The 15,626-nt window shown below is 52.1% G+C and carries 16 protein-coding genes and 2 pseudogenes; 3 read left to right on the top strand and 15 right to left on the bottom strand.

What is annotated here, in order from left to right; genetic code table 11:
- From IQ273_RS35880 to IQ273_RS20055, 13 genes and pseudogenes are all read right to left on the bottom strand, one after another.
- Positions 1 to 100 (bottom strand): transposase (locus IQ273_RS35880; protein ID WP_194021068.1); only part of this gene is annotated, 100 nt, incomplete at its 3' end.
- A gap of 83 nt (positions 101 to 183) precedes the next feature.
- Positions 184 to 510: pseudogene (locus IQ273_RS35875) on the bottom strand (efflux RND transporter permease subunit); the annotation flags it as partial.
- 352 nt (positions 511 to 862) lie between these two features.
- The gene (locus tag IQ273_RS20105) at positions 863 to 1,258 is read right to left on the bottom strand and encodes a VOC family protein (RefSeq protein ID WP_194024945.1); all 396 of its coding nucleotides are present in this window, start codon (positions 1,256 to 1,258) and stop codon (positions 863 to 865) included.
- Between the two features lie 61 nt (positions 1,259 to 1,319).
- Positions 1,320 to 1,712, bottom strand: a complete 393-nt coding sequence (locus tag IQ273_RS20100) for a VOC family protein (RefSeq protein ID WP_194024944.1) — start codon at positions 1,710 to 1,712, stop codon at positions 1,320 to 1,322.
- Between the two features lie 18 nt (positions 1,713 to 1,730).
- Positions 1,731 to 2,138: a VOC family protein gene (locus tag IQ273_RS20095; RefSeq protein WP_194024943.1), complete on the bottom strand. Its 408-nt coding sequence runs from the start codon at positions 2,136 to 2,138 to the stop codon at positions 1,731 to 1,733.
- Between the two features lie 131 nt (positions 2,139 to 2,269).
- On the bottom strand, positions 2,270 to 3,196 hold the full coding sequence (locus IQ273_RS20090) for a M23 family metallopeptidase (RefSeq protein ID WP_194024942.1): 927 nt from the start codon (positions 3,194 to 3,196) through the stop codon (positions 2,270 to 2,272).
- Positions 3,193 to 3,999 carry a helix-turn-helix domain-containing protein gene (locus IQ273_RS20085; protein ID WP_194024941.1) on the bottom strand — a complete coding sequence of 269 codons (807 nt, stop codon included), beginning with the start codon at positions 3,997 to 3,999 and terminating at the stop codon, positions 3,193 to 3,195. Before IQ273_RS20085 ends, IQ273_RS20090 begins: the two co-directional genes overlap by 4 nt.
- Positions 4,000 to 4,191: 192 nt before the next feature.
- A complete protein-coding gene (locus IQ273_RS20080) occupies positions 4,192 to 4,692 on the bottom strand; it encodes an AAA family ATPase (protein ID WP_194024940.1) in 501 nt (166 codons plus the stop codon).
- 166 nt (positions 4,693 to 4,858) lie between these two features.
- Positions 4,859 to 5,371, bottom strand: a complete 513-nt coding sequence (locus IQ273_RS20075) for a DUF1579 domain-containing protein (RefSeq protein WP_194024939.1) — start codon at positions 5,369 to 5,371, stop codon at positions 4,859 to 4,861.
- Between the two features lie 245 nt (positions 5,372 to 5,616).
- Positions 5,617 to 6,018: a VOC family protein gene (locus IQ273_RS20070; protein WP_194024938.1), complete on the bottom strand. Its 402-nt coding sequence runs from the start codon at positions 6,016 to 6,018 to the stop codon at positions 5,617 to 5,619.
- Between the two features lie 112 nt (positions 6,019 to 6,130).
- Positions 6,131 to 6,658, bottom strand: coding sequence for a GNAT family N-acetyltransferase (locus IQ273_RS20065; protein WP_194024937.1), 528 nt, complete (start codon positions 6,656 to 6,658; stop codon positions 6,131 to 6,133).
- 94 nt (positions 6,659 to 6,752) lie between these two features.
- On the bottom strand, positions 6,753 to 7,328 hold the full coding sequence (locus IQ273_RS20060) for a dihydrofolate reductase family protein (protein WP_194024936.1): 576 nt from the start codon (positions 7,326 to 7,328) through the stop codon (positions 6,753 to 6,755).
- Positions 7,329 to 7,379: 51 nt separating this feature from the next.
- Positions 7,380 to 7,997, bottom strand: coding sequence for a GNAT family N-acetyltransferase (locus IQ273_RS20055; RefSeq protein ID WP_194024935.1), 618 nt, complete (start codon positions 7,995 to 7,997; stop codon positions 7,380 to 7,382).
- A 421-nt stretch (positions 7,998 to 8,418) separates the two neighbouring features.
- Here IQ273_RS20055 and IQ273_RS33840 point away from each other — a divergent pair.
- Positions 8,419 to 8,771, top strand: a pseudogene (locus IQ273_RS33840) (IS4 family transposase); the annotation flags it as partial.
- A 26-nt stretch (positions 8,772 to 8,797) separates the two neighbouring features.
- Here IQ273_RS33840 and IQ273_RS20050 read toward each other — a convergent pair.
- Complete coding sequence (locus IQ273_RS20050) at positions 8,798 to 10,447, bottom strand: hypothetical protein (RefSeq protein ID WP_194024934.1); 1,650 nt, start codon at positions 10,445 to 10,447, stop codon at positions 8,798 to 8,800.
- Between the two features lie 1,051 nt (positions 10,448 to 11,498).
- Between IQ273_RS20050 and IQ273_RS20045 the strand changes: the two genes are divergently transcribed.
- On the top strand, positions 11,499 to 12,560 hold the full coding sequence (locus tag IQ273_RS20045; protein ID WP_194024946.1) for a hypothetical protein: 1,062 nt from the start codon (positions 11,499 to 11,501) through the stop codon (positions 12,558 to 12,560).
- Between the two features lie 476 nt (positions 12,561 to 13,036).
- Here IQ273_RS20045 and IQ273_RS20040 read toward each other — a convergent pair whose 3' ends face one another.
- Positions 13,037 to 14,344 carry a hypothetical protein gene (locus tag IQ273_RS20040; protein WP_194024933.1) on the bottom strand — a complete coding sequence of 436 codons (1,308 nt, stop codon included), beginning with the start codon at positions 14,342 to 14,344 and terminating at the stop codon, positions 13,037 to 13,039.
- A gap of 265 nt (positions 14,345 to 14,609) precedes the next feature.
- Between IQ273_RS20040 and IQ273_RS20035 the strand changes: the two genes are divergently transcribed.
- Positions 14,610 to 15,311 (top strand): hypothetical protein, encoded by a 702-nt coding sequence (locus tag IQ273_RS20035; protein ID WP_194024932.1) that lies wholly within the window; start codon positions 14,610 to 14,612, stop codon positions 15,309 to 15,311.
- Positions 15,312 to 15,626 lie beyond the last annotated feature (315 nt).

Raw genomic sequence — 15,626 nt, 5'->3', positions numbered from 1 at the left:
AGCCGCACTTCGGACACCGGATAACGCCGTCGGGCCAGCGCAACGTCCGAACGCTGTCGTAGCACTTGGCCTCTTCCAAAAGGTGTGTCAGGGTTAGCATGAGATCGCAGAGCAGGTGCACTTTAGTGTTCAGCCTAGCGAATACATCATCTGCTTGCAGGTCACCTCCCTGAAACACCTATTGAGCCAAGTGGAGAACGCTAGCCTACCAGTGAGCGCAATGCCTATCCCCTGGTAAAGCTCTGACCCCTGACCTGGAAACACCGCCAGCGGCACCATGCCCAAGACGGTGGTGCCCGCAGACATAAAGATCGGTCGCAGGCGATCGCGGGTGGCGTTGAAAATCGATCTGGCCCACGGTTTCGGCCAGCTGATTGGCAGACCCGGCCAGCTCTAGCGAAACTGGGATGACGGCAGGCTGGCCCGCAGCGGCTCAAGCACCTCGGTTTCAGCCTGCTTGACCAGCTGACCCAGGGGCGCATCGGGGACCAAACTGACGATTAAGATGATCGGTAAAGACTGGGTTAATCAACCGAGAATTAGCATTAAACTCCTCCTAATCTAGGCTTTGAGGATCTGCCAAAGCATCAACGACAAGTTTGTATTATACATACTACAACACAATACAACACCTGCATTTAGCGGACACGCTTCTGTGCTCACCAAATCACAGCTTTCGCGCTTCACCCTCGTCCGGCAGGCAATCTTACGCTTGCTGGACGAATGTAGCGCGGTATCGTCGAGCTTAATCACACCGCTGCGCTCGTAGTGACCGATAAGGGTGCCAGTGGACGATACGCGCGACTAGTTCAGATTGAGCAAACACGCCGCTTATCCGCCCGCTAAATGCTGTTGTCAAGCACTATTTCATCGAGTGAAATCCAATCAGATTGCCTTCGCTGTCATGAACCAGTGCGCAGAAACCATGTTCACCGATAGGTGTTTTTGCCTGAAATACGCTACCGCCATATGCGGCAGCACGGTCGGCCTGCACCGCACAGTCATCACAGCCAAAATAAACCAGAGTACCGCCGCCGCCGGGAGCAAAGCCATCCATCTTGACCAGCATACCGCCTGCGCCATAGTGGGTCATCCCGAACTCTTTATCCATAGGAAAAACCCACATGTCCATCTCTATCTCAGGAGTCGGATTTGGCATTTGCTCAAGCCTAGTTTCGAGCACGGCTTCATAAAACGCTTTAGCGCGCGTCATGTCTTGCACGTAAATTTCGAAATGAACAACCGGATTGTTTTTCATCGAGCTTCTCCTGTTGGTGGATTGTGGTTATCTATGCCTAACAAGCTTTTTGTCGATCAAATTATTGTGTCGAGGATGTCATCCACTGCACTAGCTGAATCACCACCCCGTTGGGGTCGCTCACCTGAAAGAATCGTTCACCCCAATCTTCTGTCTCAATCGGGGTAGTAATCGCCACCCCTTCGGCCTGGAGTCGGGCGTACTGGCGATTAATGTCGTCTACGACAAAAACAACTAGCAGCCCATCGGCCCGATGCCCGAGCATAGAGACTGGCTTGAATGTGGTTAGTTCGGTGTGCAAAAAGATTAGGTTGAATCCAGCATCGGGCCGGGAAAGTGACACAAAGCCATCGGCTGACATGTCTTCTTTAAAGCCAAAATGGTCTTTTACAAAAGCTGCCGATGCGGCAACATTGTCAACATTGAGCGAAATTGCTGAAGCCGTAATTTCCACAGGTTCTCCTCAAATAAGTTAAGAGTTGAGGGCAAGTTCAGCACCCTCGTGGGCTGATGCTTGGGGCAAGTGCTGTACAATATCAACCCCAATGCCGTTGGGGTCGATTACAACAAAATGGCGATCGCCCCAGGGTTCATCGCGCAGTTCCACCTCAATCGGTACTCCCATCGCTTCAATACGCTGATACTCAGCACTTGCATCGTCCACATCAATCGTTATCCACACCCCTTGCCCCGAAAAGGGTGGCCGAAAGATGGGGGCCTGGGCTTCGAGATTGGGCAGCATAAACCCCAGTTCGCTCTGCCCTAGACGCAGCAAAATAAACCAGTCGCTGTCATAAATCACGTCACAATCAAATAGACGACTGTAGAATTCTTTCGATGCTTTAACTTTTTCGGTAACAATGCCAGACCACAGTTTCATGGACAGATTTCCTGATACTGATTAAACGAAGGCCCTAGTGTAGGTCATAGGCGATGTAGGGGTCTTGTAAAAAAGCGACATATCCTGCTGAAGTAAGTTGATCGTCATCCTGGTTTAGTTAACGGTTCACTTTATGGCCCAAAGATCAAATCGTTTCTCACCAAAAATTGCTCCCCAAAAGTAATCGCCATTCCTTCACCGTCTAGAGGGGATGCGCCTGTATTTTCTCTGCGAGCATGGATGTGCAGGTGGGGTTCGCTGGTGTTACCTGAGTTGCCAATTTTGGCAATCGCCTGCCCGACCTGAATGTTGTCACCGTCTTGCACAACTAGACTTCCCTTTTGAAGGTGCGCCAACACCACATCAGCTCCCTGACACTGCATTAAGATATAGTTACCTGCCAGATTTTCGCGATCGCTCTCTGGCGGAATTAAATCAGGAAAGGTATCCACAGCCTCGCTTACCGTACCATTGCAGGGGCTATAGAGCGTGTCTTCAAAAATGGCATAGCTGGTAAGCGAGGCTGTGTATAGTGCAGTGGCTCTGGTGCCCAAACGATTGAGTTTTGTGATATCTAACGCATATCGCTGAGTAGCATCAACATTGTGATGATTGAGCACCGGACTGTTGCCACCGTGGGCGATGTAATAGACTCCATTTCTCAATGGAAAGGACAGTTCAACAGATTCGCCACTGAAAGAATAACCGCCAGGAACGTAGGTAACCAAAGGTGCCAACACAAATAGCGCAATAAAACCACTAACGCCTAAAGAGAAATAACGGCTAATTTTTCGAGCAGGGTAGAGGGGCAAAGACTTTGCTTGTATGAGCGATTTAAACAAGGTTATGATCAGTGCGATCGCTAGAAGATAGCGCAGCGGGTATCCAAAGATATCCCATCGCCCACTGAGAAATATATGAACACTGTAAAATAACACAATCAACACATTGAGCAGCCATTCAAGCCTGTTCTTCCCTACTCCTCGCCATAGCCAAACCAAAAAAACAACGGGAATCACCAAATGGGTGATGATCGCTGTTGCGAATGCTAAAATCATGACGCAATCTCCGCCAAAGATGACTTCTGTAAAGCTTGCTTGGGAAGCGAGTCTTGTAAAAGAGCCTTATGCGCTTGAAAAAACTGGTTTGGTGATATTCCTGCTAAGCGCTTAAAGTCGTGGCTCATGTGGCTTTGATCAGAATAGTTGAGTTCGGCCGCAATGTAGGCCAGTGATACATTACTTGAAGACGTAAGTAGTCTAGCCGTGTGCTGAAAGCGAATGATCTTTGCAAACGTTTTAGCTGATACCCCAACCGTCTCCAGAAAAACCCGCTCAAACTGGCGACGACTTTGCCCAAATACCTCTGCCGCTTCGCTAATTCGCACCGCCCCACCAACCGATTCAATCAGTTGAATGACCTGGTCAATTGGTTGGACACTGGGCGAAGCCTGAGCTAGATAACGTTCTAATACCCAATTGAAGTGATGCACCACATTGCCTGTAAGCACAGCCTCGGTGATCTGACCCAGCGGAAACCGCAGCAGACCTTGAGGGGCTTCATGGGTATCCGTTAATTCGTAGGCGCTAGATTGAACAAAGTGACGGCTTTGCCCTGGTCTAAAGCGAATACCAAAATAATTACAACCCTGCTCTAGGGGAATATCGACGCGGGCTGTCGTGGTGCCATAGACCCTGCTATACACAGCATCGCCTCGAACCTGAAAGACGAGATCGACGGCTCCATCAGGCAACGCGACATAGACTGAATTCGCGTTATTGAGGCATAGCCAATAGTGGCTAACGGCATCTCGCAGTGCTGGAGACGGCGGAACAATAATCTCTTGTGCATTAAAGGCCATGGCTGATCAGTAGAAAGAAGAAACTAAACGATGCCAATAATTCAACTTAGCTAAATACGTCCCCTTCAGCTGTCAATTTGTTGTGCTGCTGTCAAAATCTTGCGATCGGTTCTTTCTGTTCACCTACCAGCAGCAGGGTAATAAAGCGCCAAATTTTTAACCCCATAATGAACTTTCCTGAGCGAAAAGTCATTACCCCTTGAGGCGTAATGCTTTAGATATTTCGGCCATGCTCTGCTCAATTGATCGACCTGCGGTGTCAATCACAATTGGGGCTGGCTGCCACGGCTCATAGGTCCGACAGAGCACATCCTGCCATGTCGGGAGTTTTAACCCGGCAATGTCGGTCGTTCTAGATTCAATTCGAGCCTGGTGCTCCTTGGCATCTGAGCAAAAGATCTCGATCTCCACAAACGGGCTGTCGGACAAATCGGCAGTTTCGCGCCAGGCCCTCCGTGTGATGTCTAAAGGATTGACGGAGTCTGCCACCACCGCTGCCCCCAAGCGCAGGTTATCCAACGCTACACCGTAGGCCACCCCGTAACCCTTAGGGCCGATATCGTCGATGCCAACCCGCCGCATCGCCTGCTCAATCGTATCGATGCGCAGGTAAACCGCCCCCCGCTGACCCGCCAACCTAGACGATAAGGACGATTTTCCAGTTCCTGGAAGACCTGCAAATATATAGAGCATGACGCCTCCTAACGGTGATCAGCCCAATGCAATCTGCGGCTAGAAGCAACCTCCACTGATCGCTGAGCTACGCGGCAGGCCCCCGAAGTATGAAAGCCAAGCAACGGTGTTTATCGGGTGCGTCACCCTGTAGAATGACGCACCCGACAACCTGTTTGGGCAACCGCTACTGACGGTGGTAGTTGGCTGTCATAAACTGCTGCCACTGGCCGTCATCACTTAAGAAAAAGGAGGTCAGTACCCGGTGCTCAGGGCTCTTAAATTCGATCACGTCTTTGTACTGGCCCAGTTTGCCATCACCGGTCATAGTCGGACCTTCAGAGTGCAAAGTGAGCACTTGTTCAGCGGCGTCGAGTTCGCCATCGTAAAGCCAAAGGTGAGTCATCATTGACCCCATCCAGGTGCCGACAAAACGCTGTTTTTGAGGGTCGTAGCCGAGGGTCATGATGGTAGTGGCCACAGTGTCACACATTTCGCCTTGGCCTTCGGCGACTACCCAGAGGCCGCCCACAGATTTGATGCTCTCTGTCCCAGTAGAAGTTTCCATGGGCTGATCTGGCCCTGCCATGCCGTCAACCTCATAGGCCCAATCACCTACGAGTTGTTGAAGCCACTGATGTTCTTTTGTGGGCTGCTCTACTGCGGGTTGGGTTTGTTGCGGGTCAGTTGTAGTAGTCATTGGGCTTCTCCTTGAGTTATCACTTTTGAGGGTGAATGCCTACATGTCATCGCTGAATATGACATGCAGACACCCGGTTTATGGTGTGAAAAGCTAAATACTGCGTAGATTATTGTTAGAAAACTAACTTTTGATGGGGGGCATTGCCCACCCTACAGCGTCCAGAATGTTTGAGCTAAACCGGGATTTTCTGGCTTAGAAATCTCCTAAATTGACCGTCAGAAAATTAGTTTCTCAATTTGGGCTTATTCGCAGTTGATCATCCAGGGAATGCCAAATTTATCGACGGCCATACCAAACCGCTGCGCCCAGAAGGTTTTTTCGAGGGGCATTTGAATAGTGCCGCCTTCGGCCAGGGCTTGAAAGATGTGCTCGGCCTTGTCGGGGTCAGAAATTTGCAGAGAAACCGAGAAGCCTTTGGGCGCATCGTACTGTCCAGGGGGGCAGTCAGACCCCATAATTGCCCAGTCGCCAAAGGTCAGCTGGGTGTGCATGATTTTGTTAGCAAACTCGGGGGGCACTTCGGCCTCGGCAGGGGAACCGGCGAAGGTCATCATGTCCCCTAGCTCTCCACCTAAGACCTGGTGGTAAAACTTGAAGGCAGCTTCGCACTGACCATCGAACATCAGGTAAGGGTTAACTTGCATAACGGTCTCCTTGAATAACTGAGTTACATCTCTGGCTCTACCCATTAGTCGAACGACTGAACGCAAAATCGACAGGGCGACCAATATTTACCCCAAATAACGGATTGCCCCACTAGGGAGACTGGGCGTTGAACTCAGACCAGGTAGCCCGGTCTAGGCGATAGACCGAGCAGTCGTCGTCGCCAAAGCGGCGGTACTCCAAAAACTTGAACCCCAGACGCTGGTAGAAGCGGTGGGCGCGGGTATTGCTGGTCAGCGGGTCAATTAGCACGGCGGTGACCTCGGGGTCGGCAAAGCAACGGGCGAGGGCCAGCCGCATCATGGTGGTGCCGTAGCCTTTGCCCAACTCGGTGGGTTCACCAATCCAGATGTCGATCGCCCGCAGGTTGGCAGGCACATCGCCCCAGTAGTGGCTGTCTTCTTGGGCTGGGTCAATGATCTGAATAAAGCCAATAGGGAGGCCCTTTAGCTCAGCGATCAGCTGCTCGCGCCAGGCGGGGGTGCGGGCGAGTTCGACCTCCCAGCCCCAGTCGTCATTGGGATCGGCGGCGACCACCTGGGGCTGCTCGTCCCAGTGGCGCAGCAGGCCTACGTCGGCAAGGGTAGCGGGTCGCAGCGTAATGACATTTGACTCAGACATGATGGGTACCGCCTGGTTCAACATCGGCTAACCGCCCAAACAATGTAGTTGATTTGTACTATTTTGTGGGCAGACGAAATAAATCTTCAAGTCGTTACTTCAGGCGATAGTGAAGTCGCACTACGCCATTGTCGTAAACCTTGCGATCGCGCAGCGTCAGCGCCGTTTGCTGAATCCCTTGGGCAAATAGGGGAATGCCCGCCCCCATCAAAAACGGGTTGACCTTCAAAATCAGCTGATCAATTAGGTGATGGGCAAAGAGCGTGGCAGCAAGATTTGCCCCACCGCAGAGCCAAGTGCCCTGGCCTGGCTGATCTTTTAAGCGAGACACAAAACCAACGGCATCGTTGGAGATTAGCTCCACGTTTTTATCAGGGCTGGTTGGCAAGCTGCGCGAAAACACATACTGATTGAGGTGGGTATAAGGGCTGGTCACGCCCTCTTTGAGGCCGACTGCATAGGTCTTGCGGCCCATCAGCACCGTATCAAACCACTTGTTCTCGCTGGAGATACCCAGAGCATCACGAAAGTGAGTCGGCACTGTTTCAGGAAAGTCGTTGAATAAATCGGTTAGATAAGCTTCATCTTGAGAAAAGCCGTTGTGTGAGCCATCTTTGTGAGCAATAAATCCATCTACACTGCAAGCTACAAAGTAGGTAATTTCTTTCATGCTGCTACTCTTGCTATAGTCAGTTTCCATCTAGACATGCTTTTTCTAACACTAGATGACAGGGTTAACCCGCCCAGCACATAAACCACGCACCGGGCGGCCTGATGGCCGATCTACACGGGCTGAGCTGAGGCGATCGCCCACCAGCAAACCATACAGGTGCGAATCTGACCCTTCACCGCTGACCATCCAGCGATCGCGCCGATGCCCCTCTTTGAGAAAGCCCAGACGGTCTAAGGTCTTGGCAGAGGCGAAGTTTCTGGGGTCAATTTCGGCCTCAATCCGGTGCAGGTTGAGTTCGGCAAAGGCATAGTCAAGCAGTGCCGATAGCGCCTCGTGCATAAAGCCTCGCCCCCAGCTCGAGCGCGCCAGGGCATAGCCCAACTCTGCCCGCCGACACTGATGGTTGAAGTTAAACAGGGTACAGGTGCCAATGAGCTGGGCATCGGCATTCTTCTCAATACCGAGCTGCAAATAGCTGCCGGTACGACGCGCTTCGAAATCGTTAGCGATCGCATCCCTAGCTTCCCCCACATGTTCCCAGGGTGCCGTATTCCAATAGCGCATGACGGCGGCATCAGAAAAGATGGTGTAGAGCGTCTCAGCATCGGTTTCGATGAGGGGGCGCAGCAGCAGACGCTCGGTATTCAACATTACGTAAGGGAGCATAGAACCTCCTATTGTCATGTTTTAGGCGGCTAGTACCGCAAGGCAAAAGGCAAAAGTATGAGAGGAGATTTCAAGACACACAAGTTTTTTGCCTTAGCAAACAGGTGGATTACTTCCGCCTCAAAGTACTAAATGTTTAGTTGGAACGCTCTAATCTTGATGGACAAAAGGTGCGCCACATCACCTCCAAGTAAATAACCTGTTCGGGTTAGAAGATTTCATTTGGCTGCCGGTTGGCCATTGCCCAATCAACTCCTTTACGATGTTGTGCAAACTGCTGCTGAAGCTTGAGGGGCGTCATCATATTTAGTCTGAACTCGCTGATTGGGTTTATTCTCCTAATTTATGCTTGAACTGTACCTGGCCAAAAGAATAGGACATTGAAAGTACTGACAGGCTTGCTTGGGCGGCTAATCCCTTAATAGAAGAGCAGCGGATCCTCTCGGGCAAGCGCTGGGTCTGGGGCCGCCAGGTCTACATCGTCGCCACTCGGCTTGAGGATGGCGAGCTTCTGATGATCACGACCAACCATCGTCCCAAGACGGCGTTAGCAGATTACCAGTTGCGGTAGGGCATTAAGACGCTCTTTGCCGCGCTCAAAACCCGAGGTTTCAACCTCGAATCGACTCACTTCCGCCACGCTGAGCGGCTCAGCAAGTTGATAGCGTACTGGCCCTAAGGTTCTGCTGGGCCATGCTGACCAAGATTTGGCAACACCAGCAGCACCCGGTTCCGCTCAAGGCTCATGAGTGCCGGGCTAAAAGTCTGTTTCGCTAGCATAATCATGGTCTGATCGCTCCCTACAGCAATAGCTCTCGGTACTCTGGGTGCGATCGCAGCCAACTCAGCGCCTCACCCATCAAAATAGCGTCTTCAGAGGCCAAATATCCCTTCATGCGATCAATCATCGCCTGTTGTGCAGCCTGTTGCTTAATCTGCCGACGGGCAGCCTCTGCCAAGGCATGTTGCTGCCGCCGCTGCTCCTGGGCTGCTGCGATCGCCTCTCTAATCTGAACCAGCGAAAGCTGCATCGTCTCCGCGTTACACACCTCAATCTGCCCATCCGCCCCGTCGCGATCGCTACAACCCTGATCTGGCAACGAGTTACACCCCTCCTCTACCAATAAGCTTGGGTGACTTTCGGGGCTGAGCGCCTCAAAGCGCTCATGCCCCGATGTCATCTCTAAATCAACTGGGGGGTCTGGGGGGATTTCCCCAGGGTCATTTTCACGCAGGTGATTTGGGTGCCACAGGTCTTTGTTCTTATAAAGCGTCGGCCCACCGATCGCAAATCGCTTGGTCAAGATAGTGAACCGCTCCTTCACGTTTATGGGGAGCTGGCCTTCGTCGAGCAGACTAGCGATCGCTAGTCGAATCTTCTCTCGGGCCTGTTTTGCTTTCTCCTCGTTATAGGTTGAAAGGTCAACCGTAGCAGGTGCTTTAGGGACTCTGTTTACACCATAGGGGTAATAGTGGCTCTGCTCAACGGCCCTGGCCCAATCCTTTGCTTTCTCCTCAATTTCATGGACGTGGTTGCTCCACTCATAAAACCCCGGCAGCTCGCGCGCTATCCGAACGATATCTGCCACCAGCGCCTCCCCCACCAGCGGGGCCTGAGCATAAAGCACGTGGCCAAACACATAGCTCCGCATCGCAATTCTGCCCAACAGGCGATTCGTCAACCCTGGCCCAGTCCACCCCGGCTCAATTTCAGCATTGAGGTCATTGAGGAACTTTTCAGCTTTGGTAGTAACTCGGTATTCTTGCCGCCGAGCACTCTTCAGAGTTTGTCTAAGCAGCTGACTATCAATGGTGTTATGGCTACTTGTGTGATGCCATAGCTCAGCCAATCGCTCTTGCGAGCTATAAACCGGTTCAAGATCGCTGTTGAGAATATAAGACCCGGCTTGCAACGGCAGCCGGTGAGCCGCATAGAGAGAAACCTCATTAGAGCCCGTAACAGAAGACTTCCTCGGGTTTGGAAATACCTCAAGCTGACCGGGCGCACACGTGAGCCCGGCATTGTGGAACAGAGTAGTTACACCCAGAGCAATCTCCCAACTCACCTGCGGTTGATCGAACGGAAAGTAGAGATGCAGCCCGCCGCTATAGCTCGACGTGAGCATAATGCACGACGGCAACCCCAAAGGCTCCAGTGCATCCTGAATGCGGCGCAGAGCTTGGGAGTCAGAGGCTGGATGATATCGGCTGCCTCGGTCAATATCAATAAGCACATACTTTGTGGTACGACCAAAGCGCACCCCATAGAGCAACCCCCCCTGCAAAATTAGGCGATCGCTGAGGGGGTGGCGTGACTCAGTCTGCCAAGTAGGCTTCTCATTGGGGGCAGTCTGTTCTGCCCAAATATAGTCAAATCGGTGGGGCCACAAGCTCAGAAAGCCATTGTCCTGCTCTTCTACACAAGTGAACCGGGTGTGTAAGGTTTTCACGCTGATTAATAGTCCCAAAGCGCAACATCAGTGCGCGGGAGCAAATCTGCGTTATTCAGAGTCTAGGTAGTACAGATATTTGTTAGGTGATTTCTTAAAAGAATATCCCCAGTTTTAGCCGTAGGCTGGGCACCGCCCACCCTTGAGTAAGGTGTCTTCTAAATATCAACCGCTTTGTAGCGATCGCCCCAATAGTTAGAGTTATTACCCCGATATTCCTCAGCTATACCTATACACAGGCGCACAAAAACCACTCGCTTACAGCCGTAAACCAGCATAAAACTCATCAAGGGCTGTCGCGCTCTTGATGAATCTGATCTAGCAACCTAGAATGAACGCATGACTCTATTGACAACTCTCAAGTTGCTCGCCAAAGCATTCTCTTGAGTGTTGCATTGCTTCCCGCAGTGGAGTTTTAAGAGAAAGACCTTAGCTGTTACCGCAGCTAGGGTCTTTTGATATAGAGATATCTGTGATGGGTCTGATCACCTCCTTAGTCAGTTCTAGCCGAGTAGTTCAAATGTTCTTTTATAGAACGTTCGCCAAAGGTTAACACCGCCCAAAAATCTTCTCAAGACCTCAAAATGCCCTATACGCCAAAGTTACAGGGCTTGTGTACGCCGGAGTTATAGGCAAAACCATACGCCAAAGTTACAGGTGCTTTTTCCAGCCATACGCCGGAGTTACAGGCAAAACTATACGCCAAAGTTACAGAGCTATTGTGGGGATCAATGCACAGAGAGAGGTTTTTATTGGTTCTATGGAAAAGTCATACGCCGGAGTTACAGGCAAAACTATACGCCAAAGTTACAGGTGCTTTTTCAGCCATACGCCGGAGTTACAGGCAAAACTATACGCCAAAGTTACAGGCCTAACGTGCAAAAACATACGCCGGAGTTACAGGCCTCATATCTCGGTGATCACTCTGACAGGTTATTCATTAGAATGAACTCGATTTTGCGATCGCCTAAGAGGGTAGAAACTCCGGTTGAGTAATCTCTCCACGTCTTCTAACGAAGAATCAACATTCCCCGTCGATGGGCAGCTCCTGATGGTGCTGCCGCGAGCTGGAGCATCGTTGAACAACCCCGACGTGCAGCTACCCATCCTCCGTTCCGATGGAGATGGATACTACCTGGAGATGCGGGTAGAGGCCGATGGGAGGGATGCCACGGAGGTAGCCGTCACCCGGCGAGTACCGTTAGAGAACGTTTCAGAAGAGGAATGGGAAGAACTCCAGGCCCAGTGTTCAAACCTAGATCTACAATCTTTTGTTGACCTGGGTGTGAGCAAAGGCATTGAGAAGATCCAAGACCGTCGCATAGAACGGTTGATGATGGCTCTGCTAACCTTCCTCAACCCTCGCCAGGTATCGATTGTTCTCTACCTCTACCGCTTGGCCTCTGAGCAAGGCAATGGCCCACTGGTCTCGTTTCGCTCCAACGATTTGCTAGAAGCACTGGGTTATACCCGAACGAAGGATGGTGGCTTTGCTTCAAAGTTGCGATCGCAGCTCCACCGTGACCTGGTGGCGCTTCACCGCACTGAGCTCGTATTCGCCCAATCCCTGCGAAAGGGCGACAATCTAGGCGCAAAGGTCACTATCAAAAGCGTACTGAGGATTAAAGACTACGAAATCGAGAACGTTCCCCGCAACTTCGATCTCCTTAAGGCCGCCGATTACACCTATGAATTGGCCGATGCCTATACTATCTCTCTGGAGTTCTTCGATGGCCCAGCCCGCACTGGCAACTATGTGCTGTTTGCCAACAGCCTAGACATCAGCCAAAAGCTCGGCGGCAACACCAAGCACGACTACAAAACTAAACTACTTGTCTATCTCGCCAGCCGCATGAAGTGGGATCGACTCCAAGATGGGCAATACCTGAGTATTTCAAAGCGGTACCTATTCAAAAATTTAGACCTACTGGGTCGCAATTCGTCTCGAAATAACCAAATTTTTTGGCGCACCGTTGAGGAGCTGAGTGAAGACGGCTATCTTTTGGGCGCGCAGGAAATCCCCGGTAAAAAGAAATCGGCCAATATCCAATTTCAGATTAACCCCGAGAAGCTTGGGGTGGTGACAGAAGATGGTAAAGCAGCCCAAACCTAGAACTAAAACGCGCAGGCGTCTTGCCTGCTACAAGTCAAACACTCCTTTTGAGCAGGGGTAGAGGTGTTCTATCCCAACGGCGATCGCTTCAAAGATCTTGAACAGGTGATCTAAGAGCGCGATCGTGCTTTCGCCAAACGAAAGGAACTCGGCATCGACCCAAATGAACTTTAGCTAAAGCTCAAAACAGAATTTTGGCCTCATCTTTTCGGGGTCTTTTTCAGCTGACGTGGGGTGCCAGGGTTACCGCCCAAATTGTAAGTGAGTAGGGCATCAATGCCTTGCTCTCGATAGGCCCCCACCCATTTCATTGCGGTGACAACAGGTACGTTTAGGTTATGGGCTGCCCTTCTAGCGCTGCAAGCAGCTCCGGTCTTGATTTGAAGCAGCAGAGCCAGTCGGATACCACCCCAATCCCGGTTGGGGTGGTACTGCCAGTAGCCTCAGCAGAGGCGCTACTTTTGCAGACAAGTTCTTCACCGCTCGTTACCCAGTAGCCCCGTCCCCACCTCGGCCCAACTGGCGAGACGGTCTGCACCATCACCCTCCATCTGTGCCCGCATAATGGCCCCCTGCATATCAACTCTAAAGCCATCCAGCCGCTCTAGCAGGCGATCGCGCCCTCCGCCACCGTTGCGCTCATCCAGCTCAAACGCCGCCTTAAACTCCTGCAGCTGAGCCAGTATGGCCCCCTGGTCGAGGCTATCATTGCGGCCATCCCCCAGGGCTTGCAGCCGCGCCAAAATCTGTGCCAACACCTCTAGCCGGGTCAGGTGGTTTTGCACCCGATTGGCAATGCGGGTACTAAACTGACCTCTCTCCTTTACCCCGTCCAGGGTGTAGAGTACGTCGGCCACATGCCCATTAAAGTCATCGACCATTTGTTCGATCTTCTCCTGCACGGTTTCTTGAAGGGCCGACAAGCCATACAGGGCCGTGCGTCGAATGGCCGCTGCCGCAGAGGCTTCCTCAGCCTGGGCGATCGCCCCTAGCGCCTCAGCATTCTCCTTTACCAGATCGACCATCGAAGCCATCGGCTCTGGCTCAGAGTTTCCGAAGCGAATGGCTTTCGCCAGCTTGCCTCGCTTGGGAAATTTCTTCAGCAGCTTGAACTCAAATTTGGGCAAAATCTCTAGCTGTTGCTGGGTCGATCGCAGCGAGGCCAGGTCAGCGGGGTCAGGGTCCTGGTCGCGATCGATCGCCTGTTCGATGCTGGCCGAGACTCGGTCGATCTCATGCATTAAAGCCGTTTTGATCTTGCCGACAATGCGCTCAACCCGGCCAATGTGGCGATCGTGCGCCTCGTCGTATACCGTCAGGCAAATCTCCACCAGCTGCTTGGCCCGCGCCCGTCCCAGCTCAATGCGATCGAGCAGCGTGGGAAACTGCTCCGGGGCAAACATCCACCCCTCTTCTTTACCCAGGCATTCGCCTAGAGACTGTGCCGACTGCGCGATGTAGGTGAGCTTATGGTGGCACCAGGCCATCGTCACCACATCCCCTGGCACAATTAAATAGACCTGCTCACCGTCAGGGTTCAGAGTAGTAATCGGGTCTCCCGTCCACTCGGCTCTAAACAGGTCATTCATCCTGGAACTGGAGGACACCCCCTCCTCCGCCAGGCTCAGCGCGGTCTTGGTCAAGAGATTACTTCTTGGCAGTTGGCAACTGCCCGGCCCTGACTTGACGGAAAACCTGACCACATAAACCGGCTGATCAATGCCGATCCGCTGGGTTTGCACCTTAGCTCGCCTGGGGCTAGGGCCATTGACTAAATTAGGCATAGGGAGAGCCTAGGGCGCTTAATACCTGCTTATACCAAATCCCGCTTGACTACCCCCGATATCCCTGGGTGCACCGCGATGCATCCCTACAAGTTGACCTTTTGGGAATTAGGGGTATGGAATTCGGATTCGGTATTACCTATATAAAAGAATAATCTACTTTAGCTAAAGCTCAAAAATACCGGTGGGTTGCCGCTGATCTACTGTCTGGTCTTCTCGATACCTATGTATTAATATGGGTGCATCGATTGACGATATTACCCCTATGACTGCCAGTGTTGAACGACTCGATCGCATAGAGGCTATCCTTGCGGCCTTGGCTGAGGGGCAGGCCGCATTCAATGCTGGTCAGCAGCAAATTCAGGCCCAACTCGAACGCACCGAAGCTCAGATTGAGCGCACCCAGGCTCAGCTCGAACGCACTGAAGCCCAAGCGGAGCGCACCCAGGCCCAGCTTGAACGCACTGAAGCTCAAGTGGAACGCACCCAGGTGCAACTCGAACGCACTGAGGTTCAGGTGGAACGCACCCAGATACAGATGGATAGTACCCAGACTCGGCTTGAGCGCACCCAGGCTCTCGTTGATAGCACCTTAGCGATCGCTAACAGCAACGCCAGGGCGGTAGAGGCATGGGCCACACGCATCGAAGAGGTCGCTATAGATACCGAAGAAGCCACTAGCTCCACCCGAGCTGACCTCGCTGTGCGCATTGACGACAACGCCCATAACCAGGGGATCGACCGAGTGCGCTTCGACCAACTGCACGAAGAACACAGCCAGCGGTTTGAAACTCTACTAGAAGAGGCCAGGGCCGATCGCGTGGCCTGGCGGCAGAGTCTTGACGAGCAACTAGCAGAAATGCGCCGCGATCGCGACTCCAACAGCGCCGAGCACCGTGCCTTCACGCAAAATAGTCAGATCCTGCTGGCTGAAATATCCCGCCTTTGGCAGCGCCTCGCCAGCTAAAATTTTGAAGATCTAATTAATCGGTTTACTCCCCTTTAGCCAACGCCCTGCGAGACAGGGGTGGAAACAAGTACTGCCAAGGCTCTACAACCTTGGCAGTACTTGTTTTTGGATAGGGATACCAAATCCAAATTCCATACCCCCAACTTCCAATCGGTCAACCTGTAGGGACGCACCGTTGTGCACCCGTAATTGCTCAACTAGGTTGACGGGTAGCGGCGAATAAGAGAGGGTGGTAAACTTTTGCCATGCAAGACCTGCCGCCGTTAGAAGGCCTCAGTTCTGGGGAGAAAGACGCTCTGATACGAGAGCTGT

This window comes from Nodosilinea sp. LEGE 07298 (assembly GCF_015207265.1).
Taxonomy (GTDB): Bacteria; Cyanobacteriota; Cyanobacteriia; order Phormidesmidales; family Phormidesmidaceae; genus Nodosilinea.
The sequence above is the reverse complement of the archived record's forward strand: the minus strand, read 5'-3'. Positions and strand labels throughout refer to the sequence as shown.